The sequence below is a fragment of the Mesorhizobium sp. LNHC232B00 genome (assembly GCF_000502435.1).
GTDB classification, from domain to species: domain Bacteria; phylum Pseudomonadota; class Alphaproteobacteria; order Rhizobiales; family Rhizobiaceae; genus Mesorhizobium; species Mesorhizobium opportunistum.
Window position 1 is genome coordinate 1 of the sequence record NZ_AYWP01000053.1, and the last position, 22624, is coordinate 22624.

18 protein-coding genes are annotated in these 22624 nt (G+C 58.8%); 2 read left to right on the forward strand and 16 right to left on the reverse strand.

Annotated features, from left to right (window positions below; all coding sequences use genetic code 11):
* Positions 1-402 precede the first annotated feature (402 nt).
* The 8 genes from X743_RS138840 to X743_RS0137590 all read right to left on the reverse strand — a co-directional run bounded on the left by X743_RS138840 (position 403) and on the right by X743_RS0137590 (position 9800).
* Complete coding sequence (locus tag X743_RS138840) at positions 403-1563, reverse strand: iron-containing alcohol dehydrogenase (protein ID WP_023769241.1); 1161 nt, start codon at positions 1561-1563, stop codon at positions 403-405.
* A 16-nt stretch (positions 1564-1579) separates the two neighbouring features.
* Positions 1580-2845, reverse strand: coding sequence for a M20 family metallo-hydrolase (locus tag X743_RS138835; protein ID WP_023769242.1), 1266 nt, complete (start codon positions 2843-2845; stop codon positions 1580-1582).
* A 25-nt stretch (positions 2846-2870) separates the two neighbouring features.
* Positions 2871-3974, reverse strand: coding sequence for an alcohol dehydrogenase family protein (locus X743_RS138830; RefSeq protein ID WP_023769243.1), 1104 nt, complete (start codon positions 3972-3974; stop codon positions 2871-2873).
* A gap of 93 nt (positions 3975-4067) precedes the next feature.
* Positions 4068-5618, reverse strand: coding sequence for a long-chain-fatty-acid--CoA ligase (locus tag X743_RS138825; RefSeq protein WP_031258785.1), 1551 nt, complete (start codon positions 5616-5618; stop codon positions 4068-4070).
* A gap of 6 nt (positions 5619-5624) precedes the next feature.
* Positions 5625-6422: an enoyl-CoA hydratase/isomerase family protein gene (locus tag X743_RS138820; protein ID WP_023769245.1), complete on the reverse strand. Its 798-nt coding sequence runs from the start codon at positions 6420-6422 to the stop codon at positions 5625-5627.
* The gene (locus X743_RS138815; RefSeq protein ID WP_023769246.1) at positions 6422-7801 is read right to left on the reverse strand and encodes an aminotransferase class III-fold pyridoxal phosphate-dependent enzyme; all 1380 of its coding nucleotides are present in this window, start codon (positions 7799-7801) and stop codon (positions 6422-6424) included. The genes X743_RS138820 and X743_RS138815 overlap by 1 nt, the downstream gene beginning before the upstream one ends.
* A 9-nt stretch (positions 7802-7810) precedes the next feature.
* Positions 7811-8668: an agmatinase gene (locus X743_RS138810; protein ID WP_245264355.1), complete on the reverse strand. Its 858-nt coding sequence runs from the start codon at positions 8666-8668 to the stop codon at positions 7811-7813.
* A gap of 211 nt (positions 8669-8879) precedes the next feature.
* Positions 8880-9800 carry a LysR family transcriptional regulator gene (locus tag X743_RS0137590; RefSeq protein ID WP_198028526.1) on the reverse strand — a complete coding sequence of 307 codons (921 nt, stop codon included), beginning with the start codon at positions 9798-9800 and terminating at the stop codon, positions 8880-8882.
* Positions 9801-10039: 239 nt separating this feature from the next.
* On the opposite strand from X743_RS0137590, the gene X743_RS138805 reads away from it, so the two are divergent.
* Positions 10040-11479 (forward strand): aldehyde dehydrogenase family protein, encoded by a 1440-nt coding sequence (locus tag X743_RS138805; RefSeq protein ID WP_023769249.1) that lies wholly within the window; start codon positions 10040-10042, stop codon positions 11477-11479.
* Positions 11480-11633: 154 nt separating this feature from the next.
* Here X743_RS138805 and X743_RS138800 read toward each other — a convergent pair whose 3' ends face one another.
* From X743_RS138800 to X743_RS138770, 7 genes are all read right to left on the reverse strand, one after another.
* Entirely contained in the window at positions 11634-12680 is a 1047-nt protein-coding gene (locus X743_RS138800) for a histone deacetylase family protein (RefSeq protein WP_023769250.1), read from the reverse strand.
* A gap of 24 nt (positions 12681-12704) precedes the next feature.
* Positions 12705-14141, reverse strand: coding sequence for an aminotransferase (locus X743_RS138795; protein WP_023769251.1), 1437 nt, complete (start codon positions 14139-14141; stop codon positions 12705-12707).
* 128 nt (positions 14142-14269) lie between these two features.
* A complete protein-coding gene (locus tag X743_RS138790) occupies positions 14270-15352 on the reverse strand; it encodes an ABC transporter ATP-binding protein (protein ID WP_023769252.1) in 1083 nt (360 codons plus the stop codon).
* A gap of 13 nt (positions 15353-15365) precedes the next feature.
* Complete coding sequence (locus X743_RS138785) at positions 15366-16190, reverse strand: ABC transporter permease (protein WP_051508649.1); 825 nt, start codon at positions 16188-16190, stop codon at positions 15366-15368.
* Positions 16191-16198: 8 nt separating this feature from the next.
* The gene (locus tag X743_RS138780; RefSeq protein WP_023769254.1) at positions 16199-17548 is read right to left on the reverse strand and encodes an ABC transporter permease; all 1350 of its coding nucleotides are present in this window, start codon (positions 17546-17548) and stop codon (positions 16199-16201) included.
* A gap of 183 nt (positions 17549-17731) precedes the next feature.
* On the reverse strand, positions 17732-18760 hold the full coding sequence (locus X743_RS138775; protein WP_198028527.1) for an ABC transporter substrate-binding protein: 1029 nt from the start codon (positions 18758-18760) through the stop codon (positions 17732-17734).
* A 217-nt stretch (positions 18761-18977) separates the two neighbouring features.
* On the reverse strand, positions 18978-19958 hold the full coding sequence (locus X743_RS138770) for a quinone oxidoreductase (protein ID WP_023769256.1): 981 nt from the start codon (positions 19956-19958) through the stop codon (positions 18978-18980).
* Between the two features lie 396 nt (positions 19959-20354).
* Between X743_RS138770 and X743_RS138765 the strand changes: the two genes are divergently transcribed.
* Entirely contained in the window at positions 20355-21359 is a 1005-nt protein-coding gene (locus X743_RS138765; protein ID WP_023769257.1) for a 2Fe-2S iron-sulfur cluster-binding protein, read from the forward strand.
* Positions 21360-21517: 158 nt separating this feature from the next.
* Here X743_RS138765 and X743_RS1000000170120 read toward each other — a convergent pair whose 3' ends face one another.
* Positions 21518-22435 (reverse strand): hypothetical protein, encoded by a 918-nt coding sequence (locus tag X743_RS1000000170120; protein WP_156934574.1) that lies wholly within the window; start codon positions 22433-22435, stop codon positions 21518-21520.
* Positions 22436-22624 lie beyond the last annotated feature (189 nt).

The window sequence follows — 22624 nt, forward strand, 5'->3', positions numbered from 1 at the left end:
CCTCGGCAAGGTTGGTGCTGCGGTCGAGCCTCTCGATGTCGTGGGCCGAGAGCGGCTCGGCTTCCAAACCCGACCTGTCATGAGCATTCATCGCCGCAGCCTCCATTCATCTTCGTGACGAGCGGCCCTCGCCGACCCGCCCGCCAATCCACAGTCCGACCCGCCGTCATCTTCGCCCGCCGATACTGCGCCCCACCCAACAGCCTGGCCATTGTCGATTCACAAACCAAACTTCGGTTCAAACCAGAGCCGCAAATCATGTTGCTTGCACTCTTCAACTAGCGCCGTCGGACAAGCCTTCCCTGACTTCCCGCCGTCGTGCCAAGCGCGATGCGCCCGGTCTGTGCGCCTCGGTGCCGCCGACGGACCTTCCTCGCCACGCAAGAAAAGTCCATCGACAGCTCAGTTGAGGCGCCCTTCAAGGGCGCAATCGAATATCTCCAGAGCCAGCTCGCGTGTCAGTTCAACGGGGTTTTCAGGCGCGCACGAATCGAGGATGGCCATCCCGGCAATTTCGTCGCGGCGCTCCCCATTCACGTTCATTCCGACCAGCGTGTGCGGTACGCCGAGCCGGTCTCGCAGCGAAACAAGAGCATCGAGGAACGCGTCAAAGCTTCTTTGAAGACCGATATACGATGCCAGGCGTGCGATCTTATCCTCGATCGCAGAGCGATTTGCGATCATCACATAGGGAAGGAAGACGCCATTGGTCATACCGTGATGTGTGTCGTAGAGCGCACCGACCGGATGCGAGAGCGCGTGGACGGCACCCATCCCTTTCTGGAACGCGACAGCACCCATCGCGGCAGCGCTCATTAGGTGACCACGGGCCTGGATGTCATTTGGATTTGAATACGCCTTCGGAAGGTTTTCGAAGATCAAACGCACACCTTCGACGGCAATTGCGTCGCACATCGGATGATAGTAGGCGCTTGACAGCGACTCTATGCAGTGCGCGAGCGCGTCCATCCCGGTTCCGACGGTGATGAATTGAGGCATGCCTACGGTCAGTTCGGGGTCCGCCACGACAACCTTGGCCCTCATCAGCGGATGGAATACCACCTTCTTGGTATGAGAGACCTCATCTGTGATCATCGCCCCACGTCCCACATCGGAGCCGGTTCCCGCGGTTGTGGGGACAGTGACGAACGGCGCGATGGCGGCCGGATCGGCGCGATCCCAATACCCGTTGAGGAAGTCGTAATCCCACAATGTGCCCTTCTGATGCGCCATGAAAGCGATCGTCTTGCCGGTATCCAGCGCTGACCCGCCGCCGAACGCGATCACACCGTCATGCTTGCCTTCCCGGAACATGCGCACACCGTCCTCCACGCCCTTCAGGACCGGGTTCGCTCGCACGTCGGAAAACACCGCCGCCGCCATGCCGGCGTCGCGGAGGATATCGAGCGTGGACGTCGTAATCGGCAGAGACGCAAGGCCCTGGTCGGTTACGAACAGCGGATTTCGGATGCCCGCGTCGCGAAGGGCCTGCGGCAGCTCGCGAATTCGGCCTGCACCAAACCGCACATCGGTGGGGAAACTCCAATTGGATTGCATGGACATGAGAACTATCTCCCAGCTAGACGCGTTCGTGTTTTTGGTCGGAAGTGCCGACACGTGTCAGGTCGGCCAGCCGAACGATGGACGCCAACAGGATGTTGGCGCCCTGGATCATATCCGGCGCGCTGGCATGTTCCCGATCGCTGTGGCTGATGCCGTCCCGGCACGGAATGAATATCATGCCTGACGGGCAGAGCTCCGCCATATGCTTGGCGTCGTGGGTTGCTCCAGACGGCAGCGTCATCGTTTCGATGCCAGCTTTTGCGCACGACTCCGATATTACCGCCGTCACCGCCGCGTCGAACTGGATCGGTGGGGAATTGAGGATTTGCCGGCAATGTACTCGACAACGCAGACGCAGGCTGGAGCAGGCTACCAGGACAACTTGCACCAGGCGTGCAAGCTCCTCGCTGTCGGGGTGTCGCAGGTCGACTGTGAAGATCACCTTGGCGGGGACGGTGTTGATCGCCCCCGGCGCGACCTCGAACTTTCCAACCGTAAAGCGCACATCATCAACGTGCTCGATTGCCAAGGCCAAGTCTTCGACGAGATTGATCGCCCCGCGCAGCGCATCCTTGCGCTGGTCCCGGGGCGTTGTCCCTGCATGCGCCTCCTCGCCCTCAACTTCGAATACGAATTGCGCAATGCCCTGGATACCGCTAACGACGCCGACCGAAAGGCCCAGTGCCTCAAGCCGCGGGCCCTGCTCAATGTGCGCTTCGATGTAGCCGCTGCAGGGCGATCCAAGATCGATTGGCGTTAGCGATCCAAGAAGATCAAGGCTTCGCTCCAAAGCCCGGCCGACGGTGACGCCTTCGCTGTCGACGGCAGAAAGCGCCTGTTCCAGGGACAGGGAGCCTGCATGAACCGCCGACCCCATGGTCGTAGGGGAAAAGCGACACCCCTCCTCGTTGTTCCAGACAACCAATTCTAGCGGGGTATCGAATGCGACTGCGTTGTCCTCCAGCGTCTCAAGAACCTCGAAGGCCGCGAGAACCCCGTACACTCCATCATAGTTGCCGCCGGGCATCTGGCTATCCAGATGAGAGCCCATTCGTATCGGAAGGGCATTTGCCGACCTCCCTTGGCGCCGCACAAAAAGGTTGCCGATCGGGTCCACGTAGATTGCAAAGCCGCGTGTCCTTGCCCAGTCGAGAAGTTCCCTTCTCGCCCCCGTCTCGTCGGCACTCAGGGCCGGACGATTGACGCCTCCTTTGCCAGTCGCCCCCCACTTTGCCAGCGACTCGTGCCGCCGCATGAATCGCTGCGCGTCGATAGCAAGCATTCGTGACAATCCCTTAATCTTGGAGCTAGATCTTAATAACGATCTTTCCGACATGCTTCTTTGAAACGAATTCGGTGTGCGCCTCTCTGAGCTCGCTCAGGGCAAACGTCCTGGCGACGAGCGGCTTGATCTCGCCGCGCTCGATATAGCCGACCAGCGCAGCGAAGGTGCTCGCCTGCGGATTTCCCACCCCCCACATCTGCAGATCCTTGTAGATGAGATCACGCAGGTCGATCTCGGGGCATGGGCCCGCAATCGCGCCCGCCGACACATAGCGGCCAGCGCGACGAAGAACGCGCAACATCTGCGAGAAGGTGGGGCCGCCGGTCACATCGGCAACGGCATCGATCTCGCGCAACCCCACAATCTCAGTGACCGCTTCAAACAGATCGCCTCTTTCTCGGGGAATGAAGTCGTCAGCGCCCAAGGCTCGAATGGACTGTTCCTTGGATTTTCCGCCGACGGCGATAACCCGCGCGCCACGACGTTTGGCCAACTGCACGAGCGCTGATCCAACGCCTCCCGACGCCCCGGTTATCAGCAGCGTTTCTCCGGCCTGAAGGTTGACGCGCACCAGCATTTCCTCGCCCGTCGAGTAAGAGCAGGCAAAACTCGCAAGATCCTCATCAGAAAGCGTGCTGGTGATTTTTACGGCATTGCCGCTGGGGATTTTGGTGTACTCGGCATAGCCCCCGTCATATTCGCTTCCGAAATACAGGATGCCTTGGGACAAAGGCGGAAGGCGGGCGTCCCGAATGCAGGGATCGGTTATGACCCGCTCGCCGATCCGGGATCTCGGAACGTTTGGGCCAACCTCCACGATCGTTCCTGTCGCATCTGCCCCTTGTATACGGGGAAACTGCAGCGATGCGCGATCCCAGCTGCCAAGATCTTGCGCCTCGGCGGAAACGCCTCGTAGGCCGATTTCTTCCGTCAAGGCAGTCTTCACGCTGGGAGCATACCAGCCCGTGCGCGTATTAATGTCCGTGTTGTTTACGCCGCAGGCCGCGACTTTTATCAGGACGTCTCCATCGGCCAGAGCGGGCACGGGAACGTCCCTGTACTCAAGCTTGTCCAGCCCGCCATGTCCTGTCAGGACCATCGCTTTCATTTGCATGGGAAGGTGCATTCCGCTCTCCTGGCGGGAAGCGCTCATGGCGGCCCGACACGTTGACCAGTTTTCCCGGCTGCGTCGATTGCGCCGCCGGATATGTGGGACCAATCAGATCTTCCGGGCTTGGTCCTTCCAGTGGCTAGACCGGAGTTCACGCTTGAGGACTTTTCCAAAGGCGCTCTTGGGCAGCCCGTCCACGAAATCGACGGATTTTGGCTTCTTGTATGAGGCGATCCGCGCGCGGCAGAATTCGATAAGTTCCGGACCTGTCGCAGTCCGACCCTCCCGCAAGACGACCAGGGCCTTGACGGACTCGCCCCATTGGTCATCGGGAACGCCGATGACTGCAACCTCTCCGACCGCGTCGTGCTGCAGGAGGATCTCTTCGATCTCGCGAGGATAAATGTTGGCGCCGCCCGAAATGATCATGTCCTTGATCCGGTCGGTCACGAACAAAAACCCGTCCTTGTCGAGATAACCGATATCCCCGGTATGGAGCCATCCGTTGCGAAGGGTTTCCGCGGTCGCATCGGGACGGTTCCAATAGCCTTTCATGACCAGATCCGACCGGACGGTGATCTCGCCCTGGACGTCCGCGCCTACCGGTCCGTCGTCGGCGTCGACAATGCGGATCATCACGCCCGGCATTTCGCGGCCTGCCGATCCTAGCCGGGCAGCCGATTCGGTTGGCACATGCTCGGATTTGTGAAGTCCCGCGCAGGTCATCGGTGCCTCGCCCTGGCCATAGATCTGGCTGAACACGCAGCCGAATGTTTCGATCGCCTGCTTGAGCACTTCGACGTACATCGGTCCGCCGCCGTAGATCACATTCTTGAGGCTGCGAAGGTTGTAGTATCCGACGTTGGGAGACTTTAGAAGCATCTGCACCATCGTGGGGGCGAGAAAGCTTGCGGTAACACCGTAGCGCTCGATAGCTTCGAAGACCTTGTCCGGTTCGAAGCTGCGGGAGAGCGGAAAGGCCTGCGCGGCGCCTACGGCAAGGTGAGCCAGCCCGACGCTCGCCGTGCCATGCGCGATTGGCGCAAGGTGAAGCATGACATCATATTCATCGGCATCCGCGAGAAGGACCTGCCTGAACTGCTGAACCATCGTGACGAGGTTGCGATGGGTCTCCATCGCCCCCTTGGGCGCGCCTGTGGTCCCCGAAGTATAAAACAGCCAGGCCAGGTCATCGGGCTCGATTGTCACGGCAGGTGGTGAACAGTCGGCATATTCGCTGAGCGCGAGATAGGGGATGACGCCGGGCTCGGTTCCATCGATCCCGATCCAATGCTCGACCTGTTGCACGTCCTGCCGAATGGACGCGGCCACGGCTGCAAACTCGGGGGAAAAGACCATGAAGCGGGCCTGGGAGTCGGACACCGCAAACAGTTGTTCACTCGGGTGCTGCTTGGGGTTCAGCGGCACCGCCGCCATGCCTGCATTCATCGCCGCGAGATACACTTCGTAGGCTTCAAAACGATTGGAGGACAGGATGGCCACCCTGTCGCCCTGTTTTCCCCGCGCTAGGAGCGCGTTGGAAATGCGATTGAGCCGCGCAGCGCCTTCGGCATAGGTGATGGTGAAATCATCGCCCAACCACAATGGTCTTTGCGGGTAGCGAACCGCTGATCGATGGACGAAATGAGCAACATGCATCGAGTTTCACCGCGTCGAGGGAAAATTTGGTTGACGTTTCTGCAGGAAAGCCTCCAGCCCTTCCTTTGCGTCGGGCTCCATGAAATTGAGACCCTCATAGGCAACCGAAAGGTCAAGTATCGGCGCTGCCTGGCGCAGCCAGTGGTTGAGGCAGCGCTTTGTCCATTGCACGGCCCTCTGCGGCTTGCGCGCAATCCGGTCGGCAAGGTCCATGGCCGTATCCATGAGTTCGCTCAGCGGCTTGCACATGGAGACCAGGCCAATGCGCTCGGCTTCGCGACCGTCCAGAAGGTCTGCTGTCAAAAGATACAGCTTCGCCTTGGGAAGACCGCAGTAGAGTGGCCAGTGCATGACGGCGTGGTCCCCGGAGGCGACGCCGATGTTCACATGAGCATCCGTGATCTGGGCATCTTCGGCGATGATGGAGATGTCAGCAGTCAGCGCCACCGCAAGCCCGGCTCCAGCAGCAGGGCCGTTGATGGCTGAAATGATCGGCTTGTCGAGATGAAGCATGTTGTAGACGATGCGCAGCGCCAGTTCTCCCATCTCGATGACAGGATCAATGTTGCCGAGCTTCTCCACTTCGTCGTTCAGATCGCCGCCGACGCAGAAGGCTCGACCCGCGCCGGTGATGACGATGACCCGAACCTCAGGATCGGTCTTTACCGTCAGCCAAACCTCTGCAAGCTCGTGATGCAGCACGTTGTTGGCGGCGTTCAGCTTCTCGGGGCGATTTATGGTGACGAGAAGGACCCCGTTCGGCCGGCGATCGAATTTCAGGAACTGGAACTCCTCGTAGCGCATCAAAGCACACCAGCCCTTGTCATTTCGTCGGCAAAGACTTGAAGCGTGCGTTCCAGGCGGTCCGCCAGATCGTCTATCTGCTCTTCGGTAATGATTAGTGGCGGGCAGACGACAGACCACTCACCATAGCGGCCGCCATTTTGCCGGCGCGAGTAGAGCATCAGGCCGTGATCAACGCCGATCTGGCGAATGCGGTCGCTCGCATAGATTTCCCCGGAGAAGACCTCTTTGGTCTGTTTGTCGCGAACATATTCGATGGCAAGCATCAGGCCTTGGCCGCGAACGTCGCCCACCACCGGTGAGTTTTCCTTGATGCTCTCCAGCCGGGCGCGCAACTTCGCACCCAGATGGGATGCGTTGGCGATCAGGTTGCGTTCCGTCATTTCATCCAGCACGGCCGCCGCGCCTGCACAGGTGATGGGATTGGCATTGTATGTGTGCGAGAGATTGAAGCCCGTGAGAGCGGCAAGCTCGTCTACCATCTCTGCCGATGCCATCATCGCACCGATCGGCGTGTAGGTCGCACCAAGGCCCTTTGCCGTAATGACCACGTCCGGCTTGCAGTCCGGATAATGATGCGCCGCCAGAAATTTTCCTGAGCGGCAAGCGCTGACGATCTCGTCGAAAACCAGGTACACGCCGTATTTCCGGCAGATCCGGTGGACCTCAGAGAAGAAGATCGGATGGGGGACGTTGGCGCCGGTCGATTGACCACCAATCGGCTCCATCATGAATGCGAGCACGTTTTCCGCGCCGAGTTCCACGATCCTGGCTTCAAGGGCCGCCGCAACGCCAAGCGCCCCTTCTTCGGAAGTGGATCCGAACGGCGGTCGATAAGAAAGTGGAGCCGGTATTTTCTCGCCGAAAACGGCCATCGGTCCCCAGACGGCTGCGGCATCCTCGTCTCCGGTCCAGCCGATCGTCGCCAGGGTCCCGCCATGGTAGGAGGGCATGAGGGTGATGACTTTAGTCTTGGCTTTGTTGCCTTTGGCGTAGCTGTACTGGCGAAGGAACTTTATCGCCATTTCAACCGATTCCGAGCCTCCCGACGACAGGTGCACCCGCTCGAAACCCGGTCCGGCCAGAGCGGCCACCTTCTCGGTAAGGACGGCATTCGGCAAATGGCGGCTGACCCTGACGTAGGAGAAGGTGTGCTTCATCCCCTGGTCGTACATTGCCTTGAGGACGCGTTCGTTGCCTTGCCCTAAGGAAGCGGCCATGGCTCCCGAAATTACATCGAGGAACCGGTTTCCCTTGTCGTCGAAGATGTAGACGCCCTCGCCACGGACGATTGTGGGAAGGCCCTTGGTGTTGGCTTGTGAGTAGAACAGGTCCTGCGCGCCGCCGCGTGCCGGGCGCTTCAAATCCGTCGAGAGCATGTGAGATCCTCAGCGCTTGGCTAAACGTTTCGAGACGGCCGGAGCAACTATGCACAACAGCTCGAACAGGATGTTGGCGCCGTTGAGGGCGGTGACGCCTTGTGGGTCAAGTGGTGGCGATACCTCGCACATGTCGGCTCCTATGAGGTCCAGTCCTTCGAGGCCACGAAGGACGACCTGGGCGTCGCGCATTGTCAGACCGCCCGGCTCGGGCGACCCGGTTCCCGGCACGTAGGCGGAATCGAGTACGTCGATATCGAATGTCAGATAGGTGGGGCCGCTTCCGACGACGCGCTTGATCTCGTTGATGACAGCCGCGCGGCCCATCGCTTCAAACTCATCGAAATCTATGACCCGCATGCCGTGCTTTTCGTTGAATGCGCGGTCCTCACGGCTAAAGCGCGAGCCTCGAAGCCCGATTGTTACGGCGCGCTTCGGGTCTATCAGGCCTTCCTCGACACCTCGCGCCAGCAATGTGCCGTGGTTGTAGCGATCTCCGTAAAGCTCGTCATTGGTGTCTGGGTGGGCGTCGAACTGGATAAAGCCGACCGGGCTCGTCGTAACCGTCCCGCGCAGCACGAAATAGGTGACTCCGTGATCGCCACCGCAGACCACAGGGGTAATGCCCTTCTCGGCCAGGACGCTGAAGAACGCAGAAATGCCTTCGACGGCGCTCTGGGCATCCAGAGGATTAAATGGAGCATCGCCGAGATCTGCAATGGTACAAATGTCGTACGGCGACTCCCCGCCTCCTGCTGGAAAGCGTCGGATGAGGCGGGACATTTCCCGAACCTGGGACGGGCCGTGCCTCGTTCCACCGCGGTTCGTCGGAAAATCGAAGGGCACCCCGACGATGCCGATATCCACATCAGCGCCATCTGGCAGGTACGGTAGCCGCATAAACGTAGATATGCCGGCAAAACGAGGAACTTGGAGTGAATCTAGTGGCCCGACGGAGGGACGTTTCTGGAGCACGGCTTTCTCCTCTTCTTTCGAAGGGGAATGATGCGCCGAGACAAGCGCGCCCACTATACGCAACGGACGAACTTTGTTTCGCCCTTATTAGGACGTGCCGACCCTATTTCGGCTGCTTGCTGTGAACCCTTTCAAGCACTCGGATCAACTGTTCGATCGGCTTCAAGCCAGAGTTTTTGGACCTTATGGCAGCCACCACGTCATTCTCCGAACCCACCTCGCCAATTTGCTTCAATTTCCCCGATGCAACGTATGGAGCAGCGACGTGATCCGGTACATATCCCACGTTGCGCCCGGACAGGATCAGTGCCAGCTGAGCTTGCGCTCCCAATCCAATGTCTTCGGTGTCTCCTGCCTTCAGCGTGCCAGCGAAATTCTCCGGCTCAAGATGACCTCGACTAGAGTAATGATATTCGCGAATCTTCTGCTGCACCAGTGGACTGTTGTCAGAGTATAACTCGTGACCTTCCGCGCAGTATAAGCGCAGGGTCTCTTTAAAGAGGGGGATTGATTGAATGCCTCGAAGGCGAGTTCTGTCTACCGCCACGGTTATGCCGACCTGTGCGGTGCCGTCAGCAACTTTGCTCAAGACCTGGAATCCGGCCATTATCTCGATTTTTAGCTTTATCCGGCGTCCGTATGAGTTTACGTATTCCTTCAAAGCCTCCGGAATTCGCGACGCCGGATTTACGATAACGTCATCCTCCAGGGCAAGGGCCAACTCGCCCGACAGTCCCTCCCCCACACTCGCCAAATCGAACTTGAAATCCTCAACAGCCAAAAAGAGGCGTTTTGCTGCGGCATAGACGTCCTTGCCCTCCGGCAGGACCCGAAAGCCGCCTGGCCCGCGATCGCACAACCGAATGCCCAACCTGATCTCCAGCGATTTGAGATTTTCGCTCAATACCGACTGGGAGATGTTGAGTTGCCCTTGAGCTGCGGCAAAGCTGCCCTGTTCGACAATTACGACAAAGACCCGAAGGAGCTTGAGATCAAGGTCGCTCAATTGCTTCAGCTTCGACATGCGGTGCTCCTTCTCGTCCTTGTGGCGGAAAATTAATGGAAATCGGAGCAAATGGCTATTGAGGCCTACCCGACCGGAATGGGCGAAGCTCGATCCGACGCGGGCCGACTGAAGGGGATTTCCTCTCCACGGGAAACCCGCCCTCAGTGGACTTTTTCCGAAATCGATATGCGACATTCCCAATATCGTTTCCCCTAACGGCGAAATAGGTTCCCCCGCAACAGGAAGGAGCCGCCGACATGAAGCACGCGACCAACTTCTACATCGACGGAAAATGGGTGGCTCCGGTGAGGCCGCGGCCGTTTGACGTCATCAATCCGGCGACCGAGGAAAAAGTCGCCGTGATCGCGCTGGGGTCTGAAGCCGATGTCGATGTGGCGGTCGCTGCCGCTCGAAGGGCATTTGCGACATTTTCTCGAACCAGCATCGAAGAGCGTGTCCGGCTGCTGGAGCGCTTCACCGAAATCTATCGCAGACGTATGGAAGACCTTGCTGAAGCGATTAGCTTGGAAATGGGTGCGCCGATCACTTGGGCTAGGATGGCTCAGGCGCCATCTGGGCTTGACCATCTGGTTGAGGCCTTAGAAATCTTAAGGGGCTTTCGGTTCGACGAGCAGCTGGCGGCGGCCAGGGTGGCCCGCGAACCGATTGGTGTTTGCGGCTTGATCACGCCGTGGAACTGGCCGGCAAATCAGGTGATGGCCAAATTGGCTCCCGCCCTGGCAGTTGGCTGTACCGTGGTTCTCAAGCCGAGCGAAATCTCGCCGCTGTCGGCTTTGCTGATTGCGGAAATGATCGATGAGGCGGGCTATCCGGCAGGCGTATTCAATTTGGCAAATGGCGACGGACCTGGCGTGGGCGAGCCTATCGCACGTCACCCCGGGATCGATATGGTCTCGTTCACGGGCTCCACGCAGGCCGGAATTCTCGTGGCTCAGAACGCAGCTCCGACCGTCAAGCGCATTTCGCAGGAACTTGGAGGAAAGTCCCCCAACATCATCCTCGACGACGCCGATTTCGAGGATGCGGTCGCCAACGGGGCCAGACGTTGCTTCAACAATTCCGGACAGACCTGCACAGCCCCCACTCGCCTGCTGGTTCCTGCAGAGCGCATGCAAGAGGCAATGCGGATCGCTTCGAAAGTGGCCGAGGCGCTGGTCGTGGGCGATCCCACGTCTGCCGAAACGCAGATTGGCCCTGTCGCCAACGCAACCCAGTTCCAGAAGGTTCAGACCCTCATCGCGTCCGGAATCGAGGAAGGTGCGGAATTGGCGGCCGGCGGAATGGGCCGGCCGATCGGCATCGCTCGCGGCTATTTTGTGCGACCCACCGTTTTCGGTCGTGTGAAGCCCGACATGAAGATCTCGCGTGAAGAGATATTCGGTCCGGTCCTGTCGATCATAGGATTCCGTGACGACGAGGAGGCCATTGAGATGGCCAACGACACGCCATACGGTCTTTCGGCAGCGGTATCGTCCGCAGATCTGTCGAGAGCCGAGAAAGTTGCCCGGCGCATCAGGGCCGGAATGGTGCATATCAATGGCGCCCCCTTGACCGCATCGGCACCTTTCGGAGGCTACAAGCAATCCGGAAACGGCAGGGAGCAGGGGAAATTCGGATTTGAAGACTACTTGGAAATCAAGTCGATTTTCGGCCTTCCAGAACGGGTGGCAAGCTAGGCAAGTCCCAGGACCAGATCTCCAGGCTATGGCGAGACGTTATAATTGGAACCTGGACTTGGCCTGAAACGGCAGTCGCTTACCGTCCGCAGCTAGCGATCCGCAGCTTAAAGGAAAAACGGCGATCTATCTTCCGTCAAACAATCCCCGGCGGTTACGCGAGCCGATTACAATCGAAAAAGCCTTCAAGAAAATTCGCGACGTTTGTTCCGACGGCATCGAGATTGTAACCACCCTCCATCGTGATCACTGTGGGAAGATTGAGTTTGCCCAACGATTTCCCGACGCTGAAATAGTCTTCGCTCTCCAGCCTGAAGTAGCATGGGGGGGTCGGCTCGTCCTTGTAGGTGTCGACCCCGAGGGCTATCACCAACGCGTCCGCGTCGAAGTCCCTGACGCGCAGCAAACAGGCGGCTAGCGCAACCGCCCACTGCGTGAAAGCAGCGCCTCGCTGGAGCACAAGGTTCAAATTAAACCCTTTCCCCGGTCCTTTGCCCATCTCGTCAGCAAAACCGGCATAGAAAGGGTAGTCGAGAGTTGGATCGACATGGATGCTGCATGTCAGGACGTCGCTGGACTCATAAAAGATTTCCTGCGTGCCGTTTCCATGATGGTAGTCGATGTCAACTATCGCCACCTTATGCGCTCCCTCGCGGCGCAGGCGGCGCGCGGCAATGGCCGCGTTGTTGAGGTAGCAAGAGCCGCGCATGCGATCTTGTCCGGCGTGATGCCCAGGCGGGCGGCAGAGCGCAAACGCAACACTGCCCCAGCCTGCAACTATCTCGGCTGCCGTTGCGGCGCAATTCGCCGACGCCAGGATCGCGTTCCAGCTCCCCTGAACCAGGCAGGCGCCAGGATCGCCTGAATAGTAGTCGATCATTTGATAGATGTCCGCTCCAGGGTTCATCCTTGGGATTCGGGGTCGCCAGAAATTTGGAAGCAGAGGCTCGCTACGCCCCTCTTCCGCCCATAATCGCCAAGCCGCTGCGAGGAACTCGACGTAGCGCGGCGGATGGACGACATGGATGGGCGCCAGGCCAAAATCGCGCGGCCTGGCGATTTCGCCCAGGCCACGCGCAGTCACCGCTTCAAGGATCGCTGTCGCCCTTTCGGGCACTTCCGACACAGGCACAATACGGCTGCCCATCGGCTCGACACGATCTGTGTGCCCTAGGTGAGCGTCTGAATAGATAGTCTGCATGCTACAATCTCAAACCCATCACGCTCAGGCGATCCGAAGGTCACCCGATGCAACGAGCTGATTTTGCGTAAGGACGATTGCTTCCCGCATGAGCCGCGCAAACTCGTCGATTTGGCCGTGGCTAAGCACCAGGGGGGGCGAGATGATGTTCATGTTTCTCAACGGTCTGACGATGAGGCCAAGTTGTCCTGCATTCCTGGCGATGAGATCGCCTACTCCGACAGAAGGACTGAACGGCTCCTTTGTGGACCGGTCCTGCACGCTCTCGATGCAGATCATGAAATGGCTGCCTCTGACATCACCGACCAGGGGCAGGTCTGCGAGCTCGCGCATCTTCTTTTCAAAGTACACGCCCTCGCTGCGTACGTGAGTGCAGATGTCTTCACTTTCCATCAAAGCGATATTGGCAAGGGCGGCCGCGCACGCGGCCGGATGGCCGGTGTAGGTATAACCGTTCACGAAAGGTGCCTGAGGCTCCGCTTCGACGAGCACCTTGTGGATGCTGTCCGAAAAAACGAACCCACCAAGGGGCAGGTACCCGGACGTGATACCCTTGGCAAATGTGATGATATCGGGCTCGATCCCGAAGATGTCTTTCGATGCGAAGAAATGCCCAAGCCGGCCGAAGGCGGTGATCACCTCGTCGGCAACGTAGAGGATGTCGTATTCCTTGCAGAGCTGCCAGGTTCTGAAATTATAGCCATCCGGAGGTACGATCACACCTCCCGATCCCAGGATCGGCTCGGCAAAGAAGGCGGCGACATTCTCGGGCCCAAGTTCCAAAATTGTCGTACGCAACTCATCGACGAGGAAATCGCAAAACTCGGACTCGCTCATTCCGTCGGGACGGCGGTAAGGATTGGGGCATGAGACCTGCCGGATGATGTCCGTTACGTAACGCAGGTGCGGACTGCGCTCGCGCGGATTGCCTCCCATAGATGCCGTCATGATGGTGCTGCCGTGGTAGGCTCGCAGGCGCGTGATTATGAACCGCTTATCAGGTTTGCCACGAACGCTCTGATAGAATTGGACCAGCCTGACGGCAGAGTCGTTCGCCGTCGAGCCGCCGCAGGTGAAGAAGACGCGGTTGAGCTCACCCGGCGCTAGGGATGCTATTTTTTCCGCAAGGCGCACTGCCGGCACATTCGCCAACCCATCGGTGGGATTGTAGTAAGGTAGCTGTCGCATCTGCTCGGCCACCGCATCGCAGATCTCATCGCGACCATACCCCATATTCACGCACCAGAGCCCGCCCATGCCGTCCAGATAGCGCCGGCCTGCGGCATCGAAGACGTATGCGCCCTCCCCGCCGGTTACCACCAGGGAATCGGTTTGCGAGGCAGAGCGAAAGGACGGCCAAGCATGCGTATAGTGATCCCGGTCCGCCCGCGAAACTTCGGCCGTTTCCTCGTCATCGAGCGCGAACCTGTTGTGCGAACGAATAGGTGCACTAATATGCATTTGACTGCTCCTTGCAGTTGAATCTTGCGGGGATGGACTTGCCCGGTGTCATCCGTGCAAACCGGATCATCAAACGCTTTGATGCGCCCGAACTTTGGACCGGTTGCCTGGAATGCCGAGGCAGAAACCTAGAGGGCCCGGCAGTCCTCGGGCTTCCACCCGAAACGCACAGGATCACCGATAGAAAGGTTAGCTGCCCGTCTGTGCGTCAGTTTGATCGAAAGATCGTCGATCCCGCCGAACCGCAGAATGACGCGCACGTGATCTCCGAGGTAGACGATCTCGCGCACCTTGCTTTCGTAGCTGTTGGCCAGATCGTGCGCATCGGGACCCACGACGATCATTTCGGGTCGCACTGACAGAACGCGGGCCTCTCCTGCTTCGGCTTTGCGAGGCGAGTTTGCCAACACATTGGCGCCGTCCTTCAGCACAAGCTGGCACTGGTTCCCGCTCGCCTGTTTTACCGTGGCCTCAATCCGGTTGTTCTCGCCGATGAACTGGGCAACGAAATCCGTTTCCGGATTTTGATAGATTTCCGCTGGCGGCGCGATCTGCTGAATGCGGCCTTCATTGAAGACGGCGATACGATCAGACATGACCAAGGCTTCGGTCTGATCATGGGTTACATAGACCACCGTTACCCGGATACGGTCATGCAGATGCTTGATCTCAAGCTGCATATGGTCTCGCAGCTGCTTGTCCAGCGCGCCAAGTGGTTCGTCCATCAGTACGAGCTCGGGCTCAAAGACAAGGGCTCGCGCCAAAGCAACGCGTTGCTGTTGGCCACCGGAAAGCTGGCCCGGGCGCCGGTCCGCGAAAGAGCCGAGCTTCACCATGTCAAGCGCGGTTCGGATCCGGGTCGTCTGCTCAGCCTTGTTCATGCCGCGCGCCTGCAGCGGGAAAGCAAGGTTCTCCCCCACGGTCATATGGGGGAACAGTGAGTAGTTCTGAAACACCATACCCACGCCGCGTTTGTGCGGGGGAATGCCATTCATCGAACGCCCCTGAAGCCTTATTTCACCGCTCGTCGGCTCCTCGAACCCTGCCAGCATCATCAGCGTCGTGGTCTTGCCCGAACCGGATGGGCCGAGAAGCGTCAGAAATTCGCCGTTGGCCACGTTCAGGTTAAGCGATTTCACCACCATGGTGGTGCTGTCGTATGCCTTCTGCACGTCGATAAATTGAAGGAAGGGATCGAATTGGCTGCTCATCTGTCTGTCCTCGCTATGCGCTGCCAAGAAGCCGTTCGTTTCGCCTGCGGAGATATTCCGTCGCGAAGAGAAGGCCGAGCGTGATGATGAAAAGGATCGTGGAGGCCGCGATGACGACAGGGCTAAGCTGTTCGTTTACACCCGCCCAGAGCCTGCGCGGAACCGTATGCTGTTCCGGATAGGCCAGGAAAAGCGTAACGATGATCTCGTCCCACGAGACCACAAATGCAAAGACTGCACCTGATGCGACGCCCGGCGCGATCAGCGGCAAGACGACTTTGCGGAAGACCGAAAGCGGTGTCGCGCCAAGGCTGACGCCGGCCCTGTAAAGATTGTTGTCAAATCCGCTCAGCGCGGCTGTGACGGTGATGACGACATAGGGCACCCCGAGCAGCGCGTGGGCGATGATGAGGCCGGTGTAGGTTCCAACCAGGGAAAGTCGCGCAAAAAAGTAGACCGAGCCAGTAGCAAAGACGACCACCGGAACAACCAGGGGAGACAGCAGCAAGCCTTGAACCAGGCCGCGGAAAGGCACATCCTCGCGGTTGAGGCCGAAGCTCGCCATGGTGCCCAACACCGTGGCTACGACACACGCGCACAAGCCGATAAACAGGCTGTTGGCGAACGCCGCATGCCATGCGACACCGTTGGCACTGCTGCCAAATATTTCGGCATACCACCTCAGTGAATAGCCGGGCATCGGGTAGGTGAAATAAGGCTCAAGATTGAACGAGAGTGGGATCGCGACCAGCAGCGGAACGATCAGGAACAACAACACCAACAGACTGACAACTGCCACCGCCAGATTGGATGCTCTTTCCAGGGAGGTATTTACCATTTCGTTCCTCAACGCGTGAAGGCTGTTGACGAAAACCGTCTAAGAACAATGAGCGTGACGATGACGATGACGACCAGAATGATGCTCAAGGCCGCGGCCATACCCCAGTTCAAGTCTCGGCTGATGGCGGCAGCAATGAAATAGCTGAGCATTTGGTCGCGCGGTCCACCAACAAGCGCCGGCGTCACATAGAAGCCGAGCCCCATTATGAAAACGAGGAGCGCGCCTGCCGCCACCCCAGGGAAAACCAGGGGCAGATAGACTTTGAAAAAGACACGCAGTGGTGCCGCGCCCAAGGACGCCGCGGCACGGGTATAGGACGTTGGAACCGACTTCATCACGCTGTAGAGCGGCAGGACCATGAATGGCAGACAGATGTGGACCATCGCCACGTACACGCCGAACCTGTTGTGGATCAGGGGAAGACGCGTAGCCGAAAGGCCGAGTTTCACTATGATGTCATTGAGAAGCCCCTCGCCCTGGAGAAGGACAACCCACGCCGTGGTTCGTACCAGAATCGACGTCCACAGAGGCACCAGCACCAGAAACATGAATAGGTTGGCCCGGCTTGGAGGCTGAGTGCTGATAAACCGTGCGACGGGAAAGCCAAGGGCAATCGAAATCAGCGTGACGATGGCACTGACGAAGAACGTCCTTCCAATCAGAGTGAGGTAGATCTGGCGGTCGGGAGATGCCCATTCGATGGAGCCGTCGTCAGCCGTGCGCAAATCCACCGCCGCCAGAATATAGAGGGGAGTAACCGCCCACGTGCCCCGCTTCAGGGCAGCCCAATAACGCGTCTCCTCCCAGCGGGGGTCAATGGATATGAGTTGCTGCTTCGGCGTTCCAAGGCCTGCGGCTGCTTGCGAACTGTCTTCCGCGGTGGCGTTGCCGAAGATGGAAAACCCGTCTGGTACGCTCTCCTCTTGTGCTGGCTTGGACATCGCATCTGCCGCCTGGCGCAATCCGGACGCCGTGGACAATATCAGCGAGCGGAAGCCGATAACATCGAAGTTCAGACGTGCAGCAGCGATCGAAACCGCTTCCGGCTTCGAGCTGTCACGCAGGTCTTGGGTCAGCGCTTCAAACACCTGCTCAGACGGGGTGCCAATGCCGTTCCAACTTTGGATGGCTTGCGACGTCAATGGGAAGCCGGTCCTCACCTCGTCGTTGTGAAAAGCCAATGCCATGAAGGACAGGATCGGGAATATGAAAAAGACGAGAACGAAGGCCAGTAGCGGGCCGAACAGCGCAAGAGACACTAACCTGCGCTTTTGGCCTGACTTTTTCACCGCGCGATAAAGCTGTGCGGGCTGCAAAACCTGCTCGGCTTCCGCGGGAAATGAGGTCACTGACATCGGATTGATCCTCGACTTCCGGCTCGATGATTGCTTCACGGAGCAACACCGAGAGGCGCTACGGCGCCAGCAAACTGCTTGAAGCGTCGCCCATAACCGGCGAGACGCCAGTGTGGCGATAATCCCGCATCAAAACCAAAAAGGGCCACTCCCGTTGAGAGGGACAGTGGCCCTGGAAGATGGCTATTTCTGGAGCCAGTTGGTCAGCCGAACAGTAAGGTCTTCCTGATTGTCGGCATAGAACTCGGAGTCGAACGCGAAGGCGTTCTTGCTGTTTTTCGGGCTGGTCGGCAAGCTGTCGACATACTGGTTGCCGACGAGGGGGATGGCAGCCTTTAGAACAGGTCCGAATGGCGCCACTTCGCTCAGCTTGGCGGCGTTCTTCGGTTCCGTGATGAACTTGAGGAACTTCGAGGCGTTCGCAGCGTCCGGAGAACCCTTGGGCATGATGAACCAGTCGTAGTCAAGCCCGGGATAGTCCCAGACTATCTGCAGGTTCTTGCCTTCTTTCTGAGCCGCGACGATCCGGTTGCCCCAGACAGTCGACATCGTCACCTCGCCATCGGCCAGAAGCTGTGGCGGTTGCGAGCCCGATTCCCACCAGACGACCTGGTCCTTGATCGTATCCAGCTTTTTAAAGGCGCGATCGATCCCTTCATGCGTGCGCATGACCTTGTAAAGATCTTTGAGGGTGACCCCGTCCGCCAGGAGCGCTAGCTCGATTGCATAGACCGGGTCACGACGAATCCCGCGCTTGCCGGGATATTTCTTGAGATCGAAGAAGTCCTTGATCGACGTTGGGGGATTATCCTTCAGCTTGTCTGCGTTGTAGGCGATATTGGTCGAAAACGTTGCATAGGCGAGACCGCAGGGCTGGAATGCCCCGGGAAGATAGTCCTTGGCGGTTCCGACCAATGCGGGGTCGAATTTTTCCAGAATGCCCTGTTCGCAGCCGCGCTTGACGAGCGCTGTCTCTGCTCTGACGAGAGACCATTTGTAGGATTTCGTCTGCACCTGGCTAAGGACCGTCGACAGGTCTCCCTGCCATACGTCGTCGACAGCCTTGATACCGGTTTCCTTGGCGAACGGCTCGAAAAACGCAGCGCGGTCGGCGGCTTGAGAGGCACCGCCCCACTCCGCAATGGTGATGCTGTCGGCCGCGGCCGCCTGAACCACCTGACCGGCCAGCGCGATCGCAGCGACGAAACCCAATTTCAACTTGTACGACATTTTTATGTTCCCATTGGTTGTTGTTGTTGGGAAAACAATGTGCCCAAGTTCGGGTACATTCAATCGGATTTGGGCGAACCTTGGTTCGGTGTCGTGGGGCCGCAACGAAGGACGGACCGGTGTCTCACAGACAGGCCGCGTTGCCCAATGGGCAGGCGCTCGCGAACGTCAGAGAGTGTCGGCGCGCCGGCTTCGGACATCAGGGGACGATGACGGCGGGACCGGAAACCTCGCGCGCTTCGACGGCCCGATGCAGATCATGAACCTGGGTCAAGTCGAACCGGGAGTAGGTATTGGTGTCGAACATTCCGTCCGACATGGCCTTAAACAGGTCTGCCGCGTTCTCCCGAAATTGCGCCGTTGCCGCGTTGTGCGGGAAAATGGAAGGCCTCGTCAGGAAGAGACAGCCTTTGCGGTTCAAGAGTTCCGGATCGATCGCCGGGGCCGGTCCGGATGCCATGCCAAAGACAATGACAGTTCCGAAAGCAGTGGTCAGATCCAGCGAAGACAGGAATGTGTCTTTGCCTACTGAATCGAAGACTGCGTCGACCTTGGTACCTCCGGTCCATGCGAGAATTTCGTCCTCCCAGCCTTTCCTCGAATAGTTGACAGCGAAGGCACACCCGTTGGCTTTCGCCAAAGAACATTTCTCGTCCGATCCGACCGTCCCGATGACGGTTGCCCCTAGCTTACTGGCCCAACTCGCCAGTATTGAGCCGACGCCGCCGGCCGCGGCGTGCAGGAGCACCAGATGCCCATTCCGCACGGGGAACGTTTTTTGTATCAGATACTGCGCCGTCAGACCTTTGAAGAAGTGGGCGGCGATCACCTCGTCCGAAAGGCTATCAGGAACGGCAACCAGCTTTTCGGCGTTGACGGTCCTGAAAGTCGCGTAGGCTCCTGGCCCCGCGCCCATGTACGCGACCCGATCGCCGATCTTGAACTCCTCTACTGAGGAACCCAGATCCTCAACCACTCCCACTGCCTCATGTCCTAGGCCGGTAGGCAAGAGAAGCGGCGCCAGGCCTTTGCGTTGCGATATATCGATGAAATTGAAGCCTATGGCAGTCTGCCGAAGGGTCACTTCTCCACGGCCGGGTGGCGCCAACTCCAGGTCAGCAAAGTGCATAACCTCCGGGGGGCCATGGTGCTTTATCTGAACCACGTGAGCCTTGGGCATTTTGAAATCCTCCTGTCGTCGTCGACCGAGATCCGGCCTTTGCCGAGTTATCGCGGACGTCCACGAGTGTCGCGACCTCTTGCCGGCAGGCCATCATGATTGTGCGAACCAACATTTGGTTTCAGCACCGAATGGCTAGGCCACGTCGCTCCCTGAAAAATCCGAGCGCCGGCTGGCTGACAGCTTGATCAGGTTCGGGCAAACAGCCCCGCCACGTGTTGCGAACGCTCAGTCATCCGCGCTGCGGCAAGCCTGCATCGGGCAAAGCGAAACCTTGCTTCGCATTGTTCAAATTGCGTTCAGTCGCAACGTCGGCTCTTTCTCAGCGGCAGGGGCGCAGAGTTTTTTCCGCGTCCCCGCGAAATTGAATCTGCCTGCCATTATTGGATCGTGGAGATGCCCTACAAACTGATCGTGCAGCAATTTGCGGACGAGATCGCCGTACAAGACGACGAAACAATTCTCGAAGCGGCCATACGCACCGGCCACGACTATCCTTCAGACTGCAGAAACGGAGTTTGCGGCGAGTGCAAATGCGCTCTCATCTCCGGTTCCGTGGACATGAAGCAGTATCTGGATGTCGCCCTGGACGAGGACGAGAAGCAACAGGGTTATATTCTCGGCTGCCGCTCGATGCTGCGAAGCGATTGCGAAATTGCCCTGCTTGACCGAGAAGAAGCGCCTCCTGCGGCCTTTCGTTCGGTCGAGGCGACGGTGCAGTCCATCGAGCGGGTTACCCATGACATCGCTTTGGTGCAAATGGTGGCGAAGGACGGCCGTCCCTTCGACTTTGCTCCGGGCCAGTATGCCAATGTGCAATTTTCCCGGCATCCGCCGAGAAGTTATTCCTTCGCCAACACGCCGACCTCAAACCTCCTGGAATTTCACATAAGGGCGGTTCCCGGCGGCAGAGTCAGCCCACACCTCTATGCCGACCTTAAGCCAGGCGACGAAGCCATCATCTCCGGCCCAAAAGGCATGGCATATCTGCGCAAACAGCATATTGGGCCAATGGTGTTCTGTGCCGGAGGTTCGGGGCTGGCACCTATCCTGTCGATGATCCGCTGGCTCAGCCGTGAGCAGGTTGCAAGAACCGCCTATGTCTTTTTCGGCGTTCGGTCAGAAAGAGATGTCTATTGCGAAGCTGAGATCAGCCATCTTTGCAAAAATCTGGGCTGGGGTTCGCCGCAGATCGTGCTGTCAAGCGCGAGCGGCGAAACGGCCAGCCGCAAAGGTTTTCTCGCCGACGCTATCAGGCAGGATCTGACCAGTTGCGAGGGGATGAAGGCCTACCTCTGCGGTCCACCCATCATGATCGAGACCTGCCGCAAGTCGTTATTGGACCTTGGCCTCGCCCGGCAGGACTGCCACGCGGACGTCTTCTGGACGCCCGCGTCCTAGTCGCGTTCGGCAATGATGAAAATGTTCGTTGTCGAGCAGGATCCTTTCCGACAACCGCGTTCCCTGTCGAGATCATACTCCCGCTTTGCCGGCACTAGCCCTGACATGGGTCGTTGTGAGACGCCCCGGCGCGGGGGCTGACAATCGCGCGCTCATTCTCACATGATGACAACAGTCGGACCGAGCTGCTGCTTGGAAACGATTTCGCTGGTGTCATGCATTATGCTGCAAAATTCCACCACTTTGGCCGGCTTCGGCACCAGCTTGCCGTGTTCGGCCATACGAGCCAAATGTTCCAGGGTTTCCATGGTGAAGATGTCGGGCTCGTCAAGGGCCGAGATGGCCGGCGCTGAGTTGCGGGCAATGTCGCCCTTGGACGAGACATAGATCCCATCTTGCCCAAGTAGGGCCGAGCAGTCCCGCCAACCGCCCGCGGTGCGGAAGTCAGCAATGACGTTGGTCTTGAACTGCCCCAGATCGGCCAATGACTTTTCTACATGTTTCGCACCGAGCGCAACCAAAGCGTTGTGAGCCCAATCCTCAGCTACGGCGTGGACGGTCGCATGCCTCGCGACTGCGAGTTCGACAGCAGCTGGACCTGCTCCCTCATTTGCGCCGAGTACGAGCATTGTCTCTCCGGAATAGAGGCGCGCCCAGGTGAGCACGCGTTCGCCCAGGCTGTAGTGCGACGATAGAAGCGGCAGGATGTTGATCGGCAGTTCGGCCGTCACGGCGCATGCATCGAGCGCAGAGGCAACCAGGTAGTCGGCGGCCCCACCATCGCGGTCGATACCCATGAGACCGCTGCTGCCTTCGCGGCGCCCGAGCCCAGGATCGACGATAACGATATCGCCAAGGCGCCAGGCGGGAACGTCTTCACCTACCGCGACGATCCTGCCGGCAACGCCGCTTCCGACAATGCGGCCTTCGTCACCCCCGGTGTAATCGCCATCCAACTCCGGCCGACCTAGGCAGAATGCCATCACCTTCACAAGTACCTGTCCTGCCACCGGCCGGGGGATGGGATAGCCCTCGCGTACGCCCAGTGCATCCGCGGTTCTCACAAGTGCCTTCATCGTGGTCTCCATGCCCTTGGAATTTTCGTGACCTGGCGCCACAGACCGCCAAGCTGCTGTGTATTAGGATGGCGCCTAGCCCTTGTAAGGCTTTTCCACAGTTGCGGCTCTGGTTTGGAACCGAAGTTTGGTTTGTGAATCGACAATGGCCAGGCTGTTGGGTGGGGCGCAGTATCGGCGGGCGAAGAT

What these genes read in the sequence shown, in the direction of transcription:
- X743_RS138840 (WP_023769241.1), bottom strand. Translation starts at nt 1,563, where the DNA reads ATGTCCATGCAATCCAATTGGAGTTTCCCCACCGATGTGCGGTTTGGT.
- X743_RS138835 (WP_023769242.1), bottom strand. Translation starts at nt 2,845, where the DNA reads ATGCTTGCTATCGACGCGCAGCGATTCATGCGGCGGCACGAGTCGCTG.
- X743_RS138830 (WP_023769243.1), bottom strand. Translation starts at nt 3,974, where the DNA reads ATGCACCTTCCCATGCAAATGAAAGCGATGGTCCTGACAGGACATGGC.
- X743_RS138825 (WP_031258785.1), bottom strand. Translation starts at nt 5,618, where the DNA reads ATGCATGTTGCTCATTTCGTCCATCGATCAGCGGTTCGCTACCCGCAA.
- X743_RS138820 (WP_023769245.1), bottom strand. Translation starts at nt 6,422, where the DNA reads ATGCGCTACGAGGAGTTCCAGTTCCTGAAATTCGATCGCCGGCCGAAC.
- X743_RS138815 (WP_023769246.1), bottom strand. Translation starts at nt 7,801, where the DNA reads ATGCTCTCGACGGATTTGAAGCGCCCGGCACGCGGCGGCGCGCAGGAC.
- X743_RS0137590 (WP_198028526.1), bottom strand. Translation starts at nt 9,800, where the DNA reads ATGTCGAAGCTGAAGCAATTGAGCGACCTTGATCTCAAGCTCCTTCGG.
- X743_RS138805 (WP_023769249.1), top strand. Translation starts at nt 10,040, where the DNA reads ATGAAGCACGCGACCAACTTCTACATCGACGGAAAATGGGTGGCTCCG.
- X743_RS138800 (WP_023769250.1), bottom strand. Translation starts at nt 12,680, where the DNA reads ATGCAGACTATCTATTCAGACGCTCACCTAGGGCACACAGATCGTGTC.
- X743_RS138795 (WP_023769251.1), bottom strand. Translation starts at nt 14,141, where the DNA reads ATGCATATTAGTGCACCTATTCGTTCGCACAACAGGTTCGCGCTCGAT.
- X743_RS138790 (WP_023769252.1), bottom strand. Translation starts at nt 15,352, where the DNA reads ATGAGCAGCCAATTCGATCCCTTCCTTCAATTTATCGACGTGCAGAAG.
- X743_RS138785 (WP_051508649.1), bottom strand. Translation starts at nt 16,190, where the DNA reads ATGGTAAATACCTCCCTGGAAAGAGCATCCAATCTGGCGGTGGCAGTT.
- X743_RS138780 (WP_023769254.1), bottom strand. Translation starts at nt 17,548, where the DNA reads ATGTCAGTGACCTCATTTCCCGCGGAAGCCGAGCAGGTTTTGCAGCCC.
- X743_RS138770 (WP_023769256.1), bottom strand. Translation starts at nt 19,958, where the DNA reads ATGCCCAAGGCTCACGTGGTTCAGATAAAGCACCATGGCCCCCCGGAG.
- X743_RS138765 (WP_023769257.1), top strand. Translation starts at nt 20,355, where the DNA reads ATGCCCTACAAACTGATCGTGCAGCAATTTGCGGACGAGATCGCCGTA.
- X743_RS1000000170120 (WP_156934574.1), bottom strand. Translation starts at nt 22,435, where the DNA reads ATGAAGGCACTTGTGAGAACCGCGGATGCACTGGGCGTACGCGAGGGC.